Annotated in this window: 17 protein-coding genes; 3 read left to right on the top strand and 14 right to left on the bottom strand. The window is 41.5% G+C overall.

Features of this window, described 5'->3' with window-relative positions; all coding sequences use genetic code 11:
- Positions 1-179: 179 nt before the first annotated feature.
- The 7 genes from galE to AB1A65_RS13960 form a co-directional block, all read right to left on the bottom strand.
- Entirely contained in the window at positions 180-1193 is a 1014-nt protein-coding gene (gene galE, locus AB1A65_RS13930; RefSeq protein ID WP_366590289.1) for a UDP-glucose 4-epimerase GalE, read from the bottom strand.
- A gap of 8 nt (positions 1194-1201) precedes the next feature.
- On the bottom strand, positions 1202-2335 hold the full coding sequence (locus AB1A65_RS13935) for a formylglycine-generating enzyme family protein (protein ID WP_366590291.1): 1134 nt from the start codon (positions 2333-2335) through the stop codon (positions 1202-1204).
- A gap of 3 nt (positions 2336-2338) precedes the next feature.
- Positions 2339-3361 carry a LacI family DNA-binding transcriptional regulator gene (locus AB1A65_RS13940; RefSeq protein ID WP_366590293.1) on the bottom strand — a complete coding sequence of 341 codons (1023 nt, stop codon included), beginning with the start codon at positions 3359-3361 and terminating at the stop codon, positions 2339-2341.
- A 31-nt stretch (positions 3362-3392) separates the two neighbouring features.
- Positions 3393-4439: a UDP-glucose--hexose-1-phosphate uridylyltransferase gene (locus AB1A65_RS13945; RefSeq protein WP_366590295.1), complete on the bottom strand. Its 1047-nt coding sequence runs from the start codon at positions 4437-4439 to the stop codon at positions 3393-3395.
- Positions 4440-4444: 5 nt separating this feature from the next.
- A complete protein-coding gene (gene galK / locus AB1A65_RS13950; protein ID WP_366590297.1) occupies positions 4445-5560 on the bottom strand; it encodes a galactokinase in 1116 nt (371 codons plus the stop codon).
- Positions 5561-5568: 8 nt separating this feature from the next.
- Complete coding sequence (locus AB1A65_RS13955) at positions 5569-7050, bottom strand: arylsulfatase (RefSeq protein ID WP_366590684.1); 1482 nt, start codon at positions 7048-7050, stop codon at positions 5569-5571.
- A gap of 85 nt (positions 7051-7135) precedes the next feature.
- The gene (locus tag AB1A65_RS13960) at positions 7136-8224 is read right to left on the bottom strand and encodes an aldose epimerase family protein (protein ID WP_366590299.1); all 1089 of its coding nucleotides are present in this window, start codon (positions 8222-8224) and stop codon (positions 7136-7138) included.
- A 327-nt stretch (positions 8225-8551) separates the two neighbouring features.
- Between AB1A65_RS13960 and AB1A65_RS13965 the strand changes: the two genes are divergently transcribed.
- A complete protein-coding gene (locus tag AB1A65_RS13965) occupies positions 8552-9550 on the top strand; it encodes a GntR family transcriptional regulator (RefSeq protein WP_366590301.1) in 999 nt (332 codons plus the stop codon).
- A 276-nt stretch (positions 9551-9826) separates the two neighbouring features.
- Positions 9827-10759, top strand: a complete 933-nt coding sequence (locus AB1A65_RS13970; RefSeq protein ID WP_366590303.1) for a TIM barrel protein — start codon at positions 9827-9829, stop codon at positions 10757-10759.
- Between the two features lie 179 nt (positions 10760-10938).
- Here AB1A65_RS13970 and AB1A65_RS13975 read toward each other — a convergent pair whose 3' ends face one another.
- From AB1A65_RS13975 to AB1A65_RS13995, 5 genes are all read right to left on the bottom strand, one after another.
- A complete protein-coding gene (locus AB1A65_RS13975) occupies positions 10939-11916 on the bottom strand; it encodes a glycoside hydrolase family 16 protein (protein WP_366590306.1) in 978 nt (325 codons plus the stop codon).
- A 49-nt stretch (positions 11917-11965) separates the two neighbouring features.
- Positions 11966-13525, bottom strand: coding sequence for a sulfatase (locus AB1A65_RS13980; RefSeq protein ID WP_366590308.1), 1560 nt, complete (start codon positions 13523-13525; stop codon positions 11966-11968).
- Positions 13526-13807: 282 nt separating this feature from the next.
- A complete protein-coding gene (locus tag AB1A65_RS13985; protein WP_366590311.1) occupies positions 13808-13960 on the bottom strand; it encodes a hypothetical protein in 153 nt (50 codons plus the stop codon).
- On the bottom strand, positions 13915-14148 hold the full coding sequence (locus AB1A65_RS13990; protein WP_366590691.1) for a hypothetical protein: 234 nt from the start codon (positions 14146-14148) through the stop codon (positions 13915-13917). Before AB1A65_RS13990 ends, AB1A65_RS13985 begins: the two co-directional genes overlap by 46 nt.
- A 462-nt stretch (positions 14149-14610) precedes the next feature.
- On the bottom strand, positions 14611-15534 hold the full coding sequence (locus AB1A65_RS13995; protein ID WP_366590313.1) for an alpha/beta hydrolase: 924 nt from the start codon (positions 15532-15534) through the stop codon (positions 14611-14613).
- Between the two features lie 1451 nt (positions 15535-16985).
- Between AB1A65_RS13995 and AB1A65_RS14000 the strand changes: the two genes are divergently transcribed.
- The gene (locus AB1A65_RS14000; protein ID WP_366590315.1) at positions 16986-17180 is read left to right on the top strand and encodes a hypothetical protein; all 195 of its coding nucleotides are present in this window, start codon (positions 16986-16988) and stop codon (positions 17178-17180) included.
- 568 nt (positions 17181-17748) lie between these two features.
- On the opposite strand, the gene AB1A65_RS14005 is transcribed toward AB1A65_RS14000, so the two are convergent.
- Both AB1A65_RS14005 and AB1A65_RS14010 read right to left on the bottom strand, forming a co-directional pair.
- The gene (locus tag AB1A65_RS14005; protein ID WP_366590317.1) at positions 17749-19266 is read right to left on the bottom strand and encodes a RagB/SusD family nutrient uptake outer membrane protein; all 1518 of its coding nucleotides are present in this window, start codon (positions 19264-19266) and stop codon (positions 17749-17751) included.
- Positions 19267-19280: 14 nt separating this feature from the next.
- Positions 19281-22364, bottom strand: a complete 3084-nt coding sequence (locus tag AB1A65_RS14010) for a TonB-dependent receptor (RefSeq protein ID WP_366590321.1) — start codon at positions 22362-22364, stop codon at positions 19281-19283.
- Between the last annotated feature and the right edge of the window lie 114 nt (positions 22365-22478).

The following is a 22478-nucleotide window of genomic DNA, read 5'->3' on the forward strand; positions in this document are numbered from 1 at the left end:
TTGGTCAGATGTGCGACTTGTAGATGTACATTAAAAGGGAAAGGCTACTACTTCAAACTTTTGTATGTAACTTTTGAACTATTTCTTGACACCCGTATGCCAACCTTCAACTTGGAAATGATCAATACTGCAGTTGATACGTAAGTAAAAAAATACTGTTTCTTGAAGTCGATACCTACTTAACCTAACCTATTCTTCTTCTCCCATAACCATGCCGATGCAATGGCTTCATCAAGGGTAAATCTTGCAGTCCACCCTAAAATTTTATTGGCTTTTTCCGTATCGGCGTAGGCTTCCGTTACATCCCCTGGCCTTCTATCCACAATTTTGTAGTTCAGCGGCTGTCCGGATACACGTTCGAAGCTCTGGATAACTTCCAGAACGGAACTTCCATTCCCGGTTCCCAGATTGAATACCTCATAATTATCCTCATTCCGCTGTTCCTTTAGCCGATGCAAGGCGACAACATGGGCTCTGGCCAGATCCATTACATGTATATAATCACGTATGCAAGTACCGTCTTCAGTTGGGTAATCATTGCCAAAAACGGAAAGTTCCTTTCTCAAACCTATACCCGTCTGTGTGATATAAGGCACTAAGTTTTGAGGAACGCCAAGAGGCAGTTCCCCAATTTTTCCCGATGGATGCGCACCGATAGGGTTAAAATAGCGTAGTGCTATGGCTTTGAGCTTTGGATGAACCTTGCAGGTATCCCTAATAATCTCCTCTCCCACCTGTTTGGTATTGCCATATGGCGATGTTGCAGGCTTAACTGGAGCTGCCTCGGTAATGGGCAATTCGTCTGCCTCCCCATATACAGTGCAGGAACTACTAAAGATGAAGTTGGTCCCTCCTTTTTTCTTTATCCCTTGAAGCAGGTTCACCAACGCACCCAAATTGTTTTCATAATACTGTAATGGCCTATGGACACTCTCACCAACAGCCTTTGAGGCAGCGAAATGAATTACTCCTGTTATATCATACCTTTCAAAAAGACTTTCGACCCCATTTTTATGCCTCAAATCCAACCGCTCAAATATTGGCCTATGACCACATAACTCCTCGATACCATCCAACACGCTAAGCTGCGAATTTGATAAATCATCGACAATAATCACTTGATGTCCCTTAACACAAAGCTCGACCACCGTATGCGACCCAATATATCCCAATCCACCAGTTACCAGTATCATATTATGTGTTATTTATTATGCTCCATTGCTTCGCTTGCCCCTAGTACAGTTCGAAAGCCCAGATGCTCCATACCAGAATCGGGACTGGTGGCCATCCGTGCCGAAATCCTATAACTGGCACAGTAAGAGGCACTGCAAAGAAATGAACCTCCCTTTATCACACGTTCCCTTGCATAGGGGTTGTTCCTATTGAAAGGTACTTCTGCTCCCCTGGGGTTTTTGGGTATTGTTGTATTGGATAACATTTCTTGATAATAACTGGTGTTGTACCAATCACTGGTCCATTCCCAAACATTACCCGCCATATCATAAAGGCCAAAATCATTTTTCGGATAAGACATCACTGGAGCACTTCGTTCAAAGCCGTCCTTTTGGGTATTTTTTACGGGAAACTCGCCTTCCCAAGTATTGGCATGCGAGGCCAGCTTGGAGATATCATCACCCCAAAAGAAAACACCATTGTCTTTTCCTGCACGGGCGGCATATTCCCACTCCGCTTCCGTGGGCAATCTGCGTCCCGCCCAATTGCAATAGGCCAACGCATCCTCATAAGCGATATGGACTACGGGATGTTCATCTTTCCCTTGAATAGTACTTCCCGGCCCATAGGGTTCTTTCCAGTTGGCACCAATCTTCCATTCCCACCATTGCGAATAATCGTAAAGGTTCGGAACACTGGACTTGGTTTTCTTAAATACCAATGAACCGGGCTGCAAAATTGAATCAGGTGGCCTAGGTGTTCCTTGAGGCAGCTGCTTTTTCATTTCCTCCCATTTGATTTCCCGTTCTGCCACCGTAACATAGCCCGTTTCAGACACAAATCGAGCAAATTGTGCATTGGTCACCTCATGGATATCCATAAAAAAACCGTCCAACTCGACCGCATGTCTCGGTTTTTCATGAGCCATGGCCATCTTGTCCGTCGAAACCGCCCCCTGATAAAATTTTCCTCCGGGCACCCAGACCATTCCATCAGGCGCTTTCACATTTTCCGGTTGTCTTTTGATGACTTCAACACCCTCATCTGCAAGTCCCTTACTTTCTCCTTGGTCATTTCTCTTTTTACCATCGCATCCTACCAGCAATAGCAGAGTACAGAATGCGAAATGAAGAAACTCCATGGTATTTTTTTTTTGTATCATGAATTAATGTTTTATTTCTCGTTCAACTTGCTTTACAATCAATGACTTTGTAGTTCCCCTTAGCAATAGTTCAGGGGTTATAATCGCATTTTTCTTTTTTCCATTGGAACTGGTCATCCGATTTCTCAATAATGCAAAAGCCCTTGAGCCCATTTTTTCCGCTTGTTGTGACACTACGCTCAAGGCCGGAAAAGCAGACTGTGCCATGGGGCCATCGGTAAACCCTATTATGGACAGGTCACTTGGCACCTGGCAGCCCAATTCTCGGGCGGTATTCAAGGTGTATATGGCGGACAGCTCGTCTGCGGCTAAAACCCCATCCAATCCATGCTCGTTCAGAGCGGTAGACAGTACCTGTTTGAAATTATTATAATTACTGAACTCGATGAAAGTGGGCTTATTGGTAGAACCCCATTTCTCCTTCCATACTTTTAAATAACCCTGCCTTCTGGATCGACCAACGCTGGTACCTGAAATGGACGATAGAAACCCTATCTTTTTACAGCCAGTGGCCAATAAATACTCGGTTGCCATGGAGGCACCTTGAAAATCATCCATACTTACCGAGTCCAATGTAAGATCATTATACACCCGATCGAACATTACAATGGGCAAGTTATGGTTCATAATTTGCTTTATTGCCAAATAATCATCTGTTTTTTGTGTCTCCTTCGAAAAAGAAATGAGTATTCCATCCACACAATGGTTGACCAAACTTGCCAGATTCTTTACCTCTTGTTTTTTTCTGTCGTTCGAAAATGTAATCAGTACCGTAAAGCCATGCTTTGAGGCTTCTTTTTCAATACCATGTAAAACCTTCCCAAAGAAGTCGTCGACAACATTGGGAACGACAACCCCTATGGTCTTCGTATATTTTGATTTTAGGCTCCTGGCATAGTGGTTGGGCACATACCCAAGACAATCTGCCATTTCCCTGACCCGCCTTTTAGTTTCCATGCTAATCTCGGGACTGTCCGATAGCGCCTTGGACACCGTGGAAGGGGAGACCTTAAGGATTGCTGCCATATCTTTTATATTGGTCAGACCTGCCATGAAATCAACTACTTTGCTTGCTGTAATGGGTTTCGGAAAGCACCTTCAGCATTCGAGCTGCCTGTTCCGCCGTAATATCCCGCTGGGGATTGGCGAACATCTCATAACCGACCATGAATTTCTTGACCGTTGCCGATCGCAACAAGGGAGGATAAAAGGACATATGAAAATGCCATTCCTCGTGCTTCTTTCCATCCGTTGGCGCTTGATGGATTCCCGAAGAATAAGGAAATGATGTCCCAAATAAATTATCGTACTTGATGGTAACAGTTTTGATAATCTTGGCAAAGCTTGTCCTTTCGGTATTGGTAAGCTGAGCAATGTGCTGTAAATGTTTTTTGGGTGCGATCATCACCTCAAAGGGCCATACCGCCCAAAAAGGGATCAAGGCGACAAAATCTTCATTCTGCGCAATGATACGTTCATTGGTATTTAATTCTTGTATCAGATAGTCCTGTAGGAGACTGCCACCGTTTTCCATCCAATAATTTAACTGTTGTGCCATCTTTTTTTCTACTTCCAAAGGTATTGAGTTTTGTGCCCATATCTGTCCATGGGGATGTGGGTTGCTACATCCCATAATGGCACCCTTGTTCTCAAATATTTGAACATGGTTGATACCTTCCTGTCCGCTCAAGTCCAGATATTCCCTTTGCCATAGTTGGACCACCTTTTCGATGTCCACCGTTTCCATTAAGGGAAGGGTCAAGGAATGGTCCGGTGAAAAGCATATCACCTTGCAAATACCACTTTCCCCCTTCGACCTGAAAAGTCCTTCTTCCACCGTTTCGATAGGGGTATCTTCCAACAAGGCGGAATAATCATTGGTAAAGGAATACACCGCCTCGTAATTTGGGTTGGTCGCCCCACTGGCCCGAGTGTTCCCCGGGCATAGGTAACAGTCTGAGTCGTAGGCACTCCTTTCCTCCGTCACCTTGGCTTCCCGTTTTCCCTGCCAAGGCCTTTGGGTCCGATGGGGCGATACTAATATCCATTCACCGGTCAATATATTGTACCTCCTGTGCGCGTGTTCGTTTAAATTTAGTGCCATCCTTTTTAAATTAATCGTGTTCCTTGACTGGGACGGGTGATAAAATGTGAGAGCGCTATTCCAAACTTTGCATAATAGGCTCCAGAGACTTTTTTAAGATATCCCTCGACCTCATCTTCATGGATGATGTTGAGGGTACAGCCACCAAAGCCACCACCAACCATTCGAGCCCCAAGGATGCCCTGCTCCTCCTTGGACATATCGACCAAAAAATCCAGTTCTGGACAACTGACCTCGTATTTAGTCCGTTGTCCAAGGTGCGATTTATATAACAACTCGCCCAAACCGACAATCTCACCCCTTCTTAAGGCGTCGGCCGCATCCAAGACGCGTTGGTTCTCCTCCAGGATATAGGAACACCTATTGTACAATACTTCGCCAAGCTTTCCGGCGCATGCATCCACCATTCCCCTGGTAATGGACCGATACGAAGGCTCCACCCGAAAATGTTCTGCCACCACTCTCAGCGCCGAAGCACTTTCTTCCCTCCGGGTATTATAGGCACTTGTAGCCAAGTTGTGTGACACATTGGTGTTCAACATTAAAATGACATAGGGATCTAGGTGTGTGGGGATATATTCATGGTCCAGACTTTTACAATCCAAAAGTATCGAATGCCCCTCCTTTCCCATCATGGAGGCAAACTGGTCCATAATTCCACATTGGGTGCCCACAAAGTTATGCTCCGCTCTTTGACACAAGTGGATGAGCCGCCGTTTATCCAATCCCAAATCAAAAAGTTCGTTCAGTCCGTAGGCAAGACCGCACTCCAGGGCCGCAGAGGAGCTCATGCCTGAACCTACCGGTACATTCGTGGTGATTGAACAGTCAAAGCCCTTCACTCCCTGGGTCAGCAGTTGCAGCTCCCTAAGAACTCCCAGCACATAGTCATGCCAACCTTCCGTCCCGTACTTCAAATCATACAGATCGGCCACAAAGGTGTTTTCGAACCCCTCGCTCTTTATAGTGCACCTACTCTTTGAACCATTTCTCCTAAGTTTCAAAAAAATATGTCTGTCAATGGCCGCCGGTAGGACAAAACCATCATTGTAATCCGTATGCTCGCCGATCAAATTGATTCTGCCTGGTGAACCAATCAATACATCCCATGTCATAGTCATAGTAACCTTTATTTTAATTCCAAGGATTGGATATTTTTATATTCCTTTCCCCTAATGGATTCGAAATTCTCGATCATCTCCCGTAACTTCTCAGCCTCTCTTTGCGCCAGATTGGTTTGTTGGCCAGGGTCTGTTTCCAAATTAAAGAGCAAGTACCCATCGGAATTCCCCAGTTCTATATTGACCTTTTCCTCAACGGAAGGACCCTCATAAGGAGGTATCATTACCCAATTCCCCTCCCTGTAAGCGGTCCTTGTCGTGGCCTCCAAAACGACATTATCGCGGCCCTTATTGGAGCTCCCAAGAAAGGTTTCCAACAGGTTCTTACTATCCGTTCCTTCGACCTCAATACCTGTAAGGCTTGCCAAAGACTTGAGAACATCCAATTGTGAGACCAGGGCATCCGACTCGCCTGGTTCCACCTTGCCCTCCCAATAGGTGATCAACGGGACACGCGTACCTGCCTCGAACAGGCTGTACTTGCCCCCTCTAAGCCCGCCATTGGGGTCGTGGCCGTTTAATTGTTCAACGGCCCGATCATAGTAACCATCGTTCAGGACAGGTCCATTGTCACTCGAAAGAATGATCAAGGTGTTATCCAGTAAGCCCTCACTCCTCAGGGTTTCCACAAACTGCCCGATAGCCCAGTCGGCCTCCACGATAACATCTCCCCTGGGGCCCAATCCGGATGACCCTGCAAACCTAGAGTGCGGTGTTCTGGGTACATGGGGCTGCTGCATGGCATAGTATAGAAAAAACGGCTCTTCTTTATGGTCAGAGACAAAGCCCTTCGCCTGCTCCAAAAAGGTGTCCGTCATTTCCTCATCAATCCATTTTGCTGATTCGCCTCCCTTCATAAAACCGATGCGCGGAATCCCGTTGACAATACTGTTGTTGTGGCCATGGTGCCAGTCCATCCGCAACAGTTTCGGATTGTCCTTTCCCGTGGGTTCCCCATCGAAATTCCTCTCATAATCCACCTCGATGGGGTCTTCAGCATCCAGGTTTACCACCTTGCCATCCTCTATATAGACCGTGGGCACCCTGTCCTGGGTCGCCGCCATTATAAAGGAATAATCAAAGCCCACCTCATTAGGGCCCGGCTTTATTTCCTTGTTCCAGTCCACATCGCCCCTGCCCAGCCCAAGGTGCCATTTGCCCACAATACCGGTGTAATAGCCTTTTTGTTGTAACATCTTTGGAATCGTGACCTGTGCGGTGTCGATGATCAAAGGGGCCGTACCGGGCAAAATCTTGGCTTCCTCATTTTTCCATGGATAGACACCTGTCAACAATCCATACCTACTTGGTGTGCAGGTGGCCGATGTCGCATAGCCATTGGTAAAGCGTACGCCGCCCTGTGCCAACTTATCCATATGGGGCGTTGACAGTTCGGTTGCACCATATGCACCCACATCACCGTAGCCCAGATCATCGAGATAAATGATTACGATATTGGGAAGCTCTTCCTTTTTATCGCCCTCCGGCATCCCATCCTTTTTTCCTCCGTTGTTGCAGGCCCCTAAAAAGAGTACGGCCGCCATAAACAATATGTTTTTCATCATGGTATTGCGATTAGTTGGTTTGTAAATCCCCTTGATCTGTCGTGAACCTGTAGACACAAGTGGACCGGTACTCCTGCCCGGGTTCCAGCAACGTGGTTGGAAAACCCTCCTGGTTCGGGGAGTCGGGAAAATGTTGTGTTTCCAGGCAAAAGGCACCTCGGTGCCCATAGGGCTTACCGGATTTTCCGATGGTGCCACCGTCCAAAAAGTTGCCACTGTAAAATTGCAGTCCCGGTTCGTCCGTAAGGACTTCCATGATCCTACCGCTGGTGGGTTCCAATACCCGTGCCGCCAAGGTAAGCCCATCCCCTGCACTGATTTCCTTATTTAGAACAAAATTATGGTCGTATCCCTTTCCGATTTGAAGCTGATGGTGGTCGGCACCCAAGTCCCGTCCGATTGGTTGTGCCGTACGAAAGTCAAAAGGAGTGCCTTCCACCGGCCTCAGTTCGCCCGTAGGAATCATTGTTCCGTCAATGGGCGTATACCTATCTGCATTGATTTTGAGCAAATGGCCTTCGATACTGCCGCTTCCCTCCCCTGCTAAATTAAAGAAGGAATGGTGTGTCAAGTTCACTATCGTAGGCCTATCTGTGTTAGCCTGGTAACTGATGACCAGTTCATTTTGGTCGGTGAGCAGATAGTTGACCCTCACCTCTAAATTCCCTGGATACCCCTGGTCCATATGCGGCGATGTCCCGGTAAACTCAAGCTCGTTGTTTGCCAACTGACGGCCTTCCCAAAACATATCGCCAAACCCCACATTACCCCCGTGCAAGTGGTTGACCCCATTATTGGTTGCCAAAGTGTACTTTTTTCCCGCAACTGAAAATGTTCCCTGGGATATCCTATTGGCATAGCGCCCGACAAATGCCCCAAAATAACGCTCCCTTGCTTCTTGGTACCGTTGTAGCGTCTCGAAACCAAGTACAATATCCTTGAACCTTCCCTCACGGTCAGGTACCATTAATGAAAGTAACCGTTGCCCATAATTGGAAAAAGTGGCCTCGAACCCATTCTTATTATGAAGTACGTAAAATTGGGCAGCATGGCCGTCTAAATTGCTCTCGAAGTTTTCTCGTTTCAAGTTTGTTTTCATCACAATGTTCCTGCCGTCCTCTTTTTGAGCTATCTCTTTACAATTAATGGTGAATACGATGCATAAGAGACAACTCAAGTAACCCCCTCGATTCCACCTGGTATTTCTTCCATTCATCCTTACTTAGTTTTATTTCACATGAGGATTTTCCATCCATAATTGACCTGTAATCTATTCTTGTCGATTTTCTTAGTTCCGAATCCTAACGGTCAGCTCATGGAAACAATTGAGCCACTCCTCTCGGAAACAATTCAAATGTACACAAAATTATTTAACATCTACTAGTACCTACCAGTATAGTATTTGATTTTTTTGTATCTTTGGCCTATGAACATAGTCCAGATTGACACTTCTTCCAACGAACCTAAGTATCGCCAAATCGTATCCTCGATTGAAAATGCGATTGGCTCGGGGGAACTAAGAAAAGGAGACCAACTCCCATCACTAAACAAAATCCGTGATGACTTTTCCTTATCAAGGGACACTGTTTTAATGGCATTTAAAGACCTGAGAAGCCGAGGTATCATTAAGTCCGTAGTAGGAAAGGGCTATTATGTACAAAATGAAAATATTAAGGTCCGTAAAAAGGTGTTTCTTCTTTTTGATGAACTCAATGCCTTTAAAGAAGATTTGTATCGCTCTATCACAGCATCACTTGGCGAAAGTGTTCAAGTCGATATCTTCTTTCACCATTTTAATCCAAAAGTCTTTAGTAACCTTTTAGAGCAAAACCTGGGGGACTACACGTATTATGTTATAATGCCTGCAAATTTACCCAATGTCGCAACAGCCATTTCAGTTTTGCCACAAGACAAAGTTTACATTTTGGACCAGACCAACCCAGAGCTAGCAAAATATCCTTCGGTACATCAAAATTTTGAAAGAAATATTTATGAGGGATTGAACAAAATCGAACCTGCACTTAAAAAGTATGATAAAATTGTACTTCTGTTTAACAGAACTAAGCAACCCGTGGGTATCTTAAAGGGATTTAAGCTGTTTTGCACAACTCTCAATATACCACATGAAGTGGTGGAGGAGCTTGGAGACAGGATTCCCAGTTCAAAAGAACTATTCTTTGTCCTCGATGATATCAATTTGGTCCAGGTGATTAAAAAGGCAAAAAATGTAAATCTTAAACTTGGAAAAGATTATGGAATCATCTCTTACAACGAAACCCTGCTCAAAGAGATTGTAGAGGGTGGAATAACCACTATATCTGCTGATTTCTATGAGATGGGAAAAAAGCTTGCCGAAATAATGCTGTCCAATGACTTCCAACAAATTGAAAACGAAAACAAACTGATTATCAGAAATTCCATTTAAAATACACCGGATTGATTTGAAATAATTTTGGATTTCAGAAATCATACCGCGCACAGATATTTGAAAGTTTTGATGTCAAGTCCATAACCCTTGTAATCAAAACGCTTGTAAAAACTGAACCAATAATCAACTTATATAGCTTTAAGAACTTAAAGTAAAATACAAACAGATGAATCCAAAGAGCAATACCATCATCTAAAGCGCATCGCTGATTAATGGGATATAGTTCCAAAGACTGAGCACATTAAAAAATAATAGAAACACAAAAATATTAATATGAAACGAAGAAATTTTGTAAAGGACAATGTGATGCTTTCGGGAGCCTTAGGATTTGGGATACCTGGACTCCTTGCCCAAAGCAATGCGATTGAGAGCAATTCGCCCAAACTACCTGGCCAATTCAAGCTAAAATACGCACCTCATTTGGGTATGTTCGAAGCCTCTGCGGGGAAAGATCCTATTAATCAATTGAATTTTATGGCCGATATGGGCTTTACAGCATTCGAGGATAACCAGATGAAGGGACGCTCCGTGGCATTGCAACAAAAAATGGCAAATACCATGGAGAAACGTGGACTTTCCATGGGGGTGTTCGTGGCCCATGAAATTTCATGGAACCAACCCAACCTTACCAATGGGGATTTGGCGCTTCGGAAAAAGTTCTTGGAAGAAATCAAGGGATCAATTGAGGTCGCCAAACGGGTCAATGCCCAATGGATGACGGTAGTACCCGGACATGTGGACCTGCGCTTGAGCAAAGGATATCAAACGGCCCATGTAGTGGAATCCCTCAAACAGGCCAGTGCACTGTTGGAGCCCCATGGACTGATCATGGTCTTGGAGCCATTGAATTTTAGGGACCATCCCGGACTGTTTCTAACCGAAAGCCCCCAAGCCTATGAAATATGCAAGGCTGTGGACAGTCCGTCCTGTAAGATCCTTTTTGATATTTACCACCAACAAATACAGGAAGGGAACCTGATTCCAAATATAGATGCTTCATGGGATGAGATTGCCTATTTCCAGGTCGGTGACAATCCAGGAAGGAAGGAACCTACTACAGGAGAAATCAATTATCGGAACGTGTTTAAGCATATATATGATAAGGGATTTAAGGGTATCGTGGGAATGGAGCATGGAAATTCAAGACCCGGGGTCGATGGTGAGCAGGCCGTTATCGACGCATATCTAAAAAGTGACTCTTTTTAGGTGTTAATCAGATGCTAGCTGTTTTCATCTTAGGGAATATTAACCTCTAATAGAATTACCAAATCTGGATGGGATTTGTAAAATGATTATTTCAAACGATTTTAGTATGGCCTAGCTATTTAACATAAGGCAACCGATGTAATTATTACAAATCCCACACTTTAGGAAAAGCCACTCGTTTATTCATTTTTCTTTACATAAATTCGTGCATAGTCAATTTCATATTGACGAGGAAAAGTTGTTTTCTCTAGTTTTTCTAAGTCAGGATGGGGATTACCCCCTACAGCCAAATTGACCCAAAAATTACACGTATTTCCCTTGTAAGGATATTCACGTTCCGAGGTATCCTTATTTTTAGTGTCTAGAGCTATTCTAGTCATAAACACATCATCTAGGTATACTGACAAATATTTACCATTGCCAACTAGTTTCCAAACATGATATTTCTTTAGCCATTTATCATCGGCTTTAAAGCCTATAGCCTTTCCTTCCATGATATTTTTCAAGTATGAATTCATGGCATTTTCTTCTTTATTACCAGACCACGCTACGCCTCCCTGACCTTTATAGGCAAAATTGGCCATCATGCGTCCATTATAATATTCCATGATATCAATTTCACCTCCATGAGGCCATTTGCCTGCACCAGTCGTCCAAAATGCAGGCCATATACCATAATCTTCTTCTCCTCCTGATTTTAAGGGTAGTTTAGCTCTCATGATCATCATGATAGAATCGTATTTTTGATGATACTCGCTTTTTGTAATAAAACTGGCTGACGTATATTCTGCATAGGCTCTATTCTGTTTCCAATTGGCACTACTTTCTTCAAAGTTAGGATTCTTTACTTTTTCTCTTCTTGCGGAAATAACCAATCTTCCATCTTTACAAAATCCATTTTCACTTTGATACCATTGATGCTCTTCATTTCTTCTAAACCCAGTTTCAGCGTCCCAAAACTCCTCTTTCATAGGGCCTTCATGATTGAATTCATCATTAAATACTAAATGATATCCATTAAGGTTTTTCTTTGGAGGACGATTATCTGGCTCAAAAGGATTTACCTCTTTAATACCAGAAAAAGTCTTGCTTCCTAGAAGTGTTAGCACTACCGCAATACCTAAAAAAATAATGGAACTATATTTGACTGATTTCATTTTTTTTATCATCTTCTTTACGTTTATTCGTTAGGGTTTCACAGGACTTTTAATTGATGATTCCGTTCACTTCTTTTCTTAATTTCACTATAACATTGGTGTACTTCGAATCGGATGCTAAATTGTTCCACTCATAAGGATCCATTTGATGATTGTACAGCTCCTCTTGACCATTACTATATTTGATATATCTCCAGTTTTTAGTTCGATAAGAAAAATTTTGGTTTTCTGTGGGTATTTTAATCCCGTAATTTCCAACAACGGTTAATGCACCATTTGGTCCTTTCCAGTTTTTTTGTTTGTTCTCTAACAGTGGTTTAAGGCTATATCCTCCCAAATCACCACCTTTTGGATTAATTTTGTTAGTTCCTTCTAGATCACACAAATCAATAAAAGTTGGAAACAAATCGATTAATGAAACAGGTTGTTCAATTCTTAGACCGGGTTTTGTACCTGGTGTTTTGATTATCATAGGAATTCTGGCACTTTCTTCCCAAGGTGAGTTTTTAAATAAATAGTTTTTTTCACCCATTTGCCAACCATGATCGCTTGTAAAAACTACAATGGTATTGTCCTTAAACGCACTTTTATCCAGAGCTTCAATTACCTTACCAACCTGTTCATCAACAAATGCCACACACGCCAAATATGCCTGCAAAAAATGTTTTAATGCTAATTCTCTATCGCCATTATAGGATTCTACCAGCGTACGGAAATATCGAGGTCCTTTTAAATCACTATCAAAATTATTATTCCAATATGTGTCGTTAATATCTTTGGCTTCCCAATGCTCTATTTTCAAATCTTCTATGGGAAACATGTCAAAGTACTTATCAGGTGCATGAAGTGGTGTATGTGGTCTAACAAAACCAACACCCATAAAAAATGGTTTTCGTTGACTGTTTTTTTCTAATTCATTAATTTTATCAACAATCCATTTTGCATGTAGTTCATCTTGCATCAAATCTCTGTCGTCGTCACTTAAGAATCGCATCGGTTCATTGCTCCAACCATAGACCCATCCTTTCTCTCCGCTTTTTCCCGATGAAATTCCAGCATCTGATAACCGTCCATAAGAACCATCTACATGACCGATTTCTTTATAAGGCGATGGGACTGTGGGCAATGCTAATTTCTTTTCACCATCATAATAAAAAGGTCCATAATTATTTTTTAGAGACATACCCCACTCATCCCACTCTTTTTCCATATTACCATGAGTTATCTTCCCGGTCCCCAAGGTCACATAGCCATTTTCTTTAAAGAAGCGCATCAATGTTTTATTATTTCTTAAAACAGGTTGCTCCTTTAAGTCGGTCCAACCATAATCCTTTGAAGTATGAGGATAAACACCCGTAATAAGACTATTTCTTGAAGGAGAACAAACAGGAATATTTGATTGTGCATTCGTAAACTGAACTCCTAAGGAAGCAAGTTTATCAATATTAGGGGTTTTGGCTTGTGGATGGCCACCAAAAACCCCTGCATAGTCATTTAAATCGTCACATATTATAAAAAGGACATTAGGCTTAGAGTTATCGTTCTGAGAAAATAAACTCAGACAACATAAACACACTAACAATACAAGTATTAAATTCTTATTTTTCATTATTCTTATTATTTTGACTTCAATTATTCTATGGCTGAATCATGTGATAAAATTCCTTATTGATGGTGGAATACCATATTGTTCATGAAGATGTCCACCCTAACCGATATCACCACGAGCTCCATTTGCGCCTCTTATTTTTTAATATGGATCAAATCACTTTTTTTGAAAAGCTGTTGTATTACGTTGTTGCTTTGTTTCTCCTGCATCAAAATCACTGTTTCATTGATGGTGTGCACTAAAACCAATATAATCCTCCGTGGTAATTTGAACACCCTTTGCTCAAAAATTCGTAAATTTTATCCAATGTCTGTCTGTTTTGCACTCATTTTTGTGCGGGCGGATATATGGATAATGCAAATCGGAAACCTCAGCTTCGGATGTACCAACTAACTCAAACGTATTTCTATCTTGATAGTTTTCATGTGCCCCCATACCCAGTCATGCAACATATTTATAATCAAATTTGTTCCAAACCTTGGTAAAATGGAAAGATTCGAATCTGTATTGATAAGTGCTGTTTTTACTTGTATCGTACCATCTAAACTGATATTGTAAGTCATAACAACTTTTGTATTATTTACAGCTGATACATTATAAATCGATTTTTTTTGTAATTCCATTTTTATGATTGTTTTCTTTAAATGCAATCAAATCTTGATAAGTTATCACTTTCTTGAATTTTCCTAGTTTTTGAACCATTTCAAGCCCAAAATCAATACCTGTCGTGGTCCGCTTAAATTTGTGGTAATCCTTTTTCTAATAGGTCCTTCACCGTTATCTAGGATTTGCGTTTCTCCGTTTTAGTGTTGAATTCAATTTTAATACTAGTTTTAGTAATACTATAAAAGGATTTCTAAAATGTAGAGTTTTTACCAACTTTCATTGTTTGGGGCATCGCCTGCATCAGGATAGTTATAAAATGAAGCTGCCGACTGTTTTATATTAATTTCGAAAAATTCGGAACTTTCCCATTTTGCTGCAATGTAACCTCGTTTTTTCACTAGTTCGTTTTAAATGAAAAATCACTTAATCTAAATTGGAGCCACACCGGTTTAAGAATTCTCATACCTAAATAGGTATCTTTATTCTATAAAATCATTATGTCGAAGCCAAGCTTCACATTGTTCTGGCCAAGTCTGACTTGTTGTTCCCTTTTTACCTAAAAAAAAGCCATGCTTTCCATTTTGATATAAATGAAGCTCAGCTGGAACTCCATGGTTGCTCAATGCCGAATAATAGGCTAGGCTATTCTTAACAGAAACAGTGGTATCATCAGAAGCATGTGCTATAAAAGTTAAAGCAGTGAGCGAATCGACATGTTTTTCATTTGAAAATTTATGTATCGCTTCCTCGTTTGGTTTAGTACCCAACAACCTATTTCTAGAACCCTTATGGCATAAAGCATCTATCATAGAAATGACAGGATAAATTAGAAGTGAAAAATTTGGTTTCGCACTGATAGTGTCCTTTCGCTTATATACGCTTTCATCGTATCTCGTTGCCAAGGTCGAAGCCAAATGTCCTCCCGCAGAAAAGCCCATGATTCCTATTTTTTCCTTATCAAGGTTCCATTGTTCGGCACTGCCTCTCACATATCGCATAGCTTTTTGAGCATCCTGAAGAGGGGCAACAGATTTATTTTCCATTATATCATCGCTTGGTAATCTATATTTTAGCACAAATGCGGTTATTCCCAATGTGTTTAACCATTTGGCAACGTCGATACCTGACCTTCTTATCGCTAAATAAGTATAGCCTCCACCTGGACAAATAATAATTGCGGTACCATTTGGTTTTTCTGGCACAAAGATTCTGAGTGTTGGGGTTTTAACATTTCTTACCTGGTCTAAACCAAAATCATGCTGCTCTATATAGGCTTTGGAAGTTCTAGCCCCTGGAATCTCTGTATCCCATAATTTAATTTCAACATTTTGAGCATTAGTATATTCGGTCATAGTGAATATGACAAAAGTGACTAAGCCGATTTTACCAAGTCTATGTATCATTGTAACGCTAGTCTTTTGTTTGTTTAGCCCCAATCGTATTTGGTTAGGCGAAAACTATTGGTCAATATTTGTTTCCGTTCTTTTTCCAATTTCGATAATACTTTGTTTACTATTTAAGCATCATATGCCTTTCCTTTTTTGATTCGGGAATTGATTATCTATTATTAAGTATTTTGCACGCATACTAAGCAACTAAGTCTGTGGTTTTTGATGTAGTTTGCTGGTGAGTTCAGGAAATTCACCAGCAACCTCATGTCGCTCATACGCATCGTCTCTCATACCATATAATTTATAAGTACCGTCCTCACAATAAGGGATTAATCTTCAGTCATCCTACATAATTCCTCACGAAATATAGCCTCCTTGGTTCCCAAAGAGTGGAAGATCTTAATACAAGGAGAGCTCATTAGGAATACCACCCAATTCAATAATTGATTTTATGCTCATACCAAATAGGATTTCCAATCGTCCTAAATTGAAAGAACCATTATGAATGGTTTACACATCTTTTAACTCTTTACATCGTATTAGAAGAATTTACTGGGCCTTAACTAATTCAAGCTTTTCCGTTTTACTAATAAATAATTTTAACAAGCATTCATGAAAATGAAATATCAGCAATATTTCTAGCGATGTTCCTTATTTTGACGTTTCCTCCTGATACCGACCCTGTTTGGGTTAATAGCTCAATGACATATATTTTAAAGATATGGTACCGCTGGAGGTTTTAATTTATAATTACTTTCATAACCTGATGCTACATAATGGGGAACTCTGCAAAACTCCCACCATTGAAAACAATCAAAAGAACAAAACGGTACACTCCAGCATTTTCTGCTGAACAAATCTGTATAACCGAAGTTCGTTTAGGTTCATAACGTATTTTCACTCCATCGATATTTTCTAGAAATCAGATTGAACTTTTTTACAAAATTGAATAAAAAGAACTGCTAATGGAGGGGTAAATGTTTCATTCAAGGGGATATATCATCCAATTGGTATGGGAAAATCCCGTAAATGCTAAAAATTTTCATTTGTTCCCGTTTTTTCTTGTTCGTATTGCGATGGTAGACACTAGAACTGCTCTATAGAAGATTTCCTAAAGGATTAATAGTCAATAAAACCTACTTCATATTCACCATGAGGCAATTTCTTCATGAGCAGATTTCATAAAATACATTTTTTATCATCCGTCCTTTGTTCTGTGCTCCTTCCAAGGCATATGAACTTCTCTAGTTTCGTCATTGATATTCACGGTTAAGCCCGCCGTCCCTCCTTTTTTGGGTGGCAAAACAACAACATCCCTTCCTGTAGACGGCATAAAGCCAGACCCCTCCCTTGAGGGTTTCTTTTTTATACGGCTCCCACAGCAAGGGATGCTGTACCCCATTTAGCATCAAAAAAAGGTGACAGCGATGGCGCTACTGGAAGTAAATCAAATACCACAAACCATGAAATCGTACACATCCCATTTATCGGAAGCAGCACAAAACCATCAAAAAAAGGAAGACGCTCCAGATACCATAAGTAAATCCAATGCCTTCGGCCCTTCTTCCCCTGCTGCTGGGGATGTGGTTCGGTTTTTCAATAACGAGTTCAATTATTTTCTAACCGCCCTTTTTGGGCATAAATCCTTTCAATCATGAGCAATTTCAGAAATCATGTACAGTTAATCGGAAATGTGGGGGAAGACCCCAAGATCACCCTCCTCGATGGAGGACGCAAAGCGGCCAGCTTCCCTATGGCCACTAATTAGTATTACACCAACTCACTTTTTTATACTGATATGCACTCGCTTTCCTTTAATGTAATGCACTGGTAGATGTCGTAGATGTTCGGGTCATTACGTTTTTTTCCAACAAAGAAATCAACTCCTAAAACATCATTTGTCAGATTTTTGAATTCCTTTTAATGCAGCCAATGTTTTGGTCAGACTGCCCTAAAACTTCACGTGGCCGCACTTAAAACAACAACAGTATTTGTACTGTTAAACCCAATTACATACCGAAAACTTAGATTTAAATAATATCAGATGAATACATAAAACAAAAGTTGCTAATATCAATACGTTCAGCGGTTCTTTGATTTTGCCTAAATGAAGTTTTGTCCGGTTTACTGTACTAAGCCTTTTGAGATTAGCCTATAATTAAAAAGCACCGAGATGGTATCCCGGTGCCTTCTAACTAAACAAATAACAAGCTCTGTAGTCAGGGACTAATAACCTGGGTTTTGACTAAAACTTGTATGAAGAATCATTTGGGTTTCAGGTATTGGGAACAAAAGTTCATATTCTTGAATGTCATAGTCGTTGCCTCGATATGGAACTCCAGACCTATCTATGGTTGGGTTTTGCAATTCCTCTTGACCGTGAGCATTTAGAAGGGCGAGCAATTCCTGATTGGAGTAGAGTCGCTTTAGGTCGAACCACCTATGGTTTTCAAACGCGAGTTCTACCCTTCTTTCCTGAAAGATTGCTTCCCTTAATGCTGACTGATCCAAACCGCTTAATCCAGCAAGACCAGCTCTGGCACGCACCTGATTTACCAAATCAATGGCCTCTTGGCTTCCTCCGGTCTCTTCATTGATGGCTTCGGCTAACAACAATAACACCTCTGAATATCGTATCACAGGCCAGTTGTCGTCCGTTCTTCCTGGAACACTATGCTCATTGATATATTTGTTGATATAAGGTACTTCAACCACCGAATCATCCACATCCACATAACTTTCCTGTAAGGAAACATCCTTTCTTAAATCTCCTGGTTCAAATGCGTCTATGATGCTATTGGTCGGCATATTCCAACCATTGGTAGCTTCTGTAGCGTATCCTGTAATGACCCCATTTGAGTTAATTGGTGCAAAGATGTAGGCAAAAACACTGTTTTCACCCAAATTGTTTCCTCCTTGATACTGTACTTCAAAAATAGATTCTGCATGATTTTTGTTGGCTGGATCAAAAATACTGGCATAGTCCGGTAACAAATCATAACCTAAACCGGTTACCTCGCGCAAAGGATCAATTGCCTGTGCGCTCTGTCCTATCGTAAGATATACCTTGCCCAATAAGGCTAATGCTGCTCCTTTGGGAGCTCGACCAACTTCAGTAGACGTATACTCCGATTTTAATGGAAGTAAATTGGCAGCCTCCTGAAGGTCGGCAATAATCTGCGAATAAACTTCTGCGGAAGGAGTGCGCGTTTGTTCATAAGAATCGTCCACACTTTCAATGGGTTCTGTCAACAATACAACATCCCCAAAATACTGTGTTAAATGAAAGTAGTGGTATGCTCTAAGAAATAACATTTCGCCAGTAAACTGATTCCGCTTTCCTTCCGGTAAATCGGCCCCTTCCATACGTTGCAATATACTATTGATGTTATGGATACTGTTATAGATTTGTTTGTAGGCCTGATCTAAATTAAAATTGCTGGGTTCGTACGTCCAGAAATCGATGGATTCCACACGATCGGCCTGCCCTCTATCTTGGGGGTTAATCTGCACCGTTGTATTATCCGTCACTAATTCAGTGAAGATATATTGATTCGTTACTATATCTTGCAATTGACCATAAACCCCATTTACAGCCTGTTTTACCTGGTCCTCATTCTTGTAAAAGTTATCGGAAATGATACTGTTTGGGTCAGTAAGTTCGAGGAACTCATCAGTACAACTTGTCATGAGCAAAAAGCCAAGGCCTAATGTCAATATGCTATTGTATATTATTTTTTTCATGATATTCAATTTTTTTAGAAGTTTAGATTCAACCCTACAGAAAAAATCCTAGGTACGGGATAAGTATCATTGTCCACACCGATGGTAACAATTTGTGGGTTGAGTGGATCTCCACTGTTCGCCTCCGGGTTGTTACCAGGATAGTCCGTAATCAAGGCTACATTTTCAACTGTGCCGTATAAGCGTACACTGAACTTATCACTGAATTTTGGCAGATTATACCCAAGGGTAATGTTTCTGAACCAAATATGGCTTCCATCGAAAACAAATCTGGAGCTTGCCTCCCTGGTAAACTGGAAATTACCCGTACCAGCCCAGCCTCCAACACCAGGATTCTCCGGAGATCTCCATCGATCGATCATTTTGGTCGAGGTGTTGAAAACACCATCAACGTTCATTATGAAATGTTCCACATTCCTATAGACGTCGTATCCCTGGGCGCCCAAGAAACCAAGACTCAAATCAAAGTTCTTATAGTCCATATTAATGTTAAGACCCCACGTGAAGTCCGGGTTTGGATCCCCAATGATATCCCAATCCTGTGTATCATAGGTAATTTCACCGTCTCCATTTACATCTCTATATCGATAGGTTCCGATAGTGTTTCCTGGATGCGATGGACCTGCAGCTATCTCCTCCTCAGTCTCAAAAATTCCATCAACCACAAAACCATATAACATTCCTATAGGTTCTCCTACCCTGTAGATGTTGTTGGCACCATAATAGTTATTGCTGGTGAAGATTTCATCAACATCATTGTTGATTTCTAAAATCTCATTTCTGTTAAAGGCAATGTTGAAGTTTGTGCTAAGTCCAAAATCACCAAAACGATCTTTATAGTTTAGGGCTATTTCAACACCTTTGTTTTCCACCTTACCAATATTGGTCAAGGCCGTATTAAATCCAGATATTGCAGGCACCTGCACAGGAAGCAACATATCCTCGGTTGTTCTTCGGTAATATTCGGCCACTACCCCAAATTTATTATTGAACATCTTAAAGTCCAGACCTATATCCAATTGCCTTGACGTTTCCCATGTTAGGTCAGGATTTCCAAAGTTCAAAAGGGTCTGGCCACCGACCAGCTGTCCTCCAAGGACATAATTGGTGGCTGAAAGACGTGCCAAATGGGTATAGTTACCGATGTTATTGTTTCCGGTGACACCCCAGCTCGTCCTGAGCTTTAAATCGGTCAAGAAATTGTTCTCTGGAAAAAATTCTTCATTGGATATTCTCCAACCTGCGGAAAAAGCAGGGAAATCTCCCCATTTATTATTCGCTCCAAAACGTGAGCTTCCTTCTCTTCTATAGCTGGCAGACAACAGATACCTGTCATCATAATTATAGTTTAACCTTCCGAAAAAAGCCACTAAGCCCCAATCATCCACATTGGAAGAGGCCAGGGTTTCCGGAGCGCCTGAGATATAAGGAATCAAATCGTTAGGAAATTGGGTTCCTGAACCCGATAGTTGGTTAACGGTTTCCTTCTGTACCACATAGCCAATAGTGGCGTCTATTTTGTGCTTGTCGAGCATGGTCTCATAGGACAATAAGTTATCCCAACCATAATTTAATATCGTTGCTGAACTTTCAGAACCATTGGCAACCTTTGGTGGCGGTACGTTCCAATTAGGTATGGTCGATGGAGAATATTGTCTGTTTCTAGTATTGGTCAAAGACGCATTTACTATACTCTCAAACTTGAATCCTTTGGCTGGTTTGATGGAAATGGAACCATTGGTCAACAATATGGATTGATTGGTTCTATTAATTTCCTCGGATAGTCGCTGTACCGGGTTGGGGTATCCAAAAACACCATCCCTTCCTCCAATATATTGGTTGAAACTACCGTCCTCGTTGTATACCGGGTCCCTTGGATCGGCCAAATAAGCTGTATTGATGACTGAGGTAGTAAAGTTACCTGTATTGAGCGCCCCTGGATTGTTATTCTCTGTCAACGTTCCGGAAATGTTCCAATTAACACTGATATAATCATTGAGCTCGCTAGATAAGTTTAACCTCGTGGTTATCCGATCAAAATCTGTACCTATAATGGTCCCTTCTTGATTAAAGTATCCCAAAGACAATGAGGTCTTCACCTTTTTTGTTCCATTCGATATATTGAAGTTGATGTCTTGAATGAAAGCACTGTTGTTCAAGATTTCATTGAACCAGTTAGTGGATGGAATCGCTTGATTTGGAAATCTCCAAGCCAGGGGTATGTCGTCCGGCGAAGGGGCGACACCATTGGCCCTTCTAAAGTTCTCGCTAATTCTTTCATTCTGAAATTGAACAAATTGCTGCGCATTAAGCACATCAATTTTCCTTGAGTCAGGAACCGTCTGTAACCCTTGGGTCATGGAGATTGACATACGGGACACTCCCTCTTTGGCCCCCTTGGTCGTGATAAGCACAACCCCGTTGGAACCTCTAGCCCCGTATATGGAGGTAGAAGCGGCATCCTTCAATATCGTTATACTCTCTATATCATTGGGGTTCAATGTCTGACCAATGGAATTTCCAATGGGGAAACCATCGATTACGTAGAGCGGGTCATTTGAAGCTCCTAAGGAACCATTACCCCTTACCCTAATCTGCAATTCCTGTCCTGGTGACCCATTAAGTTGATTTACCTGCACACCCGCGGCCTGTCCCTGAATTAATCGGGAAGCATTGGCTACCGGCACATTTTCCAAGGTACTTAAGTCAACCTCGGAAACAGCGGCTGTGACATCTGCTTTTCTTTGCGTTCCATAGCCCACAACGACTACTTCATCCAAAGCAGCTACGTCTACTTCCATGCTTACATTTAATGTGGACCTGCCATTAACGGGAACCTCCACAGTTTTAAAACCAACATAGCTGAAAACCAAAACATCGTCTGAATCTGCATCGATTTCAAAATTGCCGTCAAAATCAGTCGTCGTACCATTTCCTCCGTTCTTGGCAACCACTGAAGCTCCTATTATGGGTTGATTGTCATCGGCAGAAGTGACAACCCCGCTTACGGTTTGTCCCTGTGCCCCCATGGAGAAAACAAGAACAAATAGCAGGAGTAGATATAATCTAAAGCTGCTGGGTTTACATTTTTTGATCATAGTTATTAAGTTCTTTAGTTAATTTATGATAACAATGATATCCTTTTGTTCAGACTATTGTATCCAGTACTATCCTGCTCCATGGATATAATTGTCAATTTTAACAAATACAAA

The sequence above is a fragment of the Allomuricauda sp. ANG21 genome (genome assembly GCF_040705235.1).
Classification (GTDB): domain Bacteria; phylum Bacteroidota; class Bacteroidia; order Flavobacteriales; family Flavobacteriaceae; genus Flagellimonas; species Flagellimonas marina.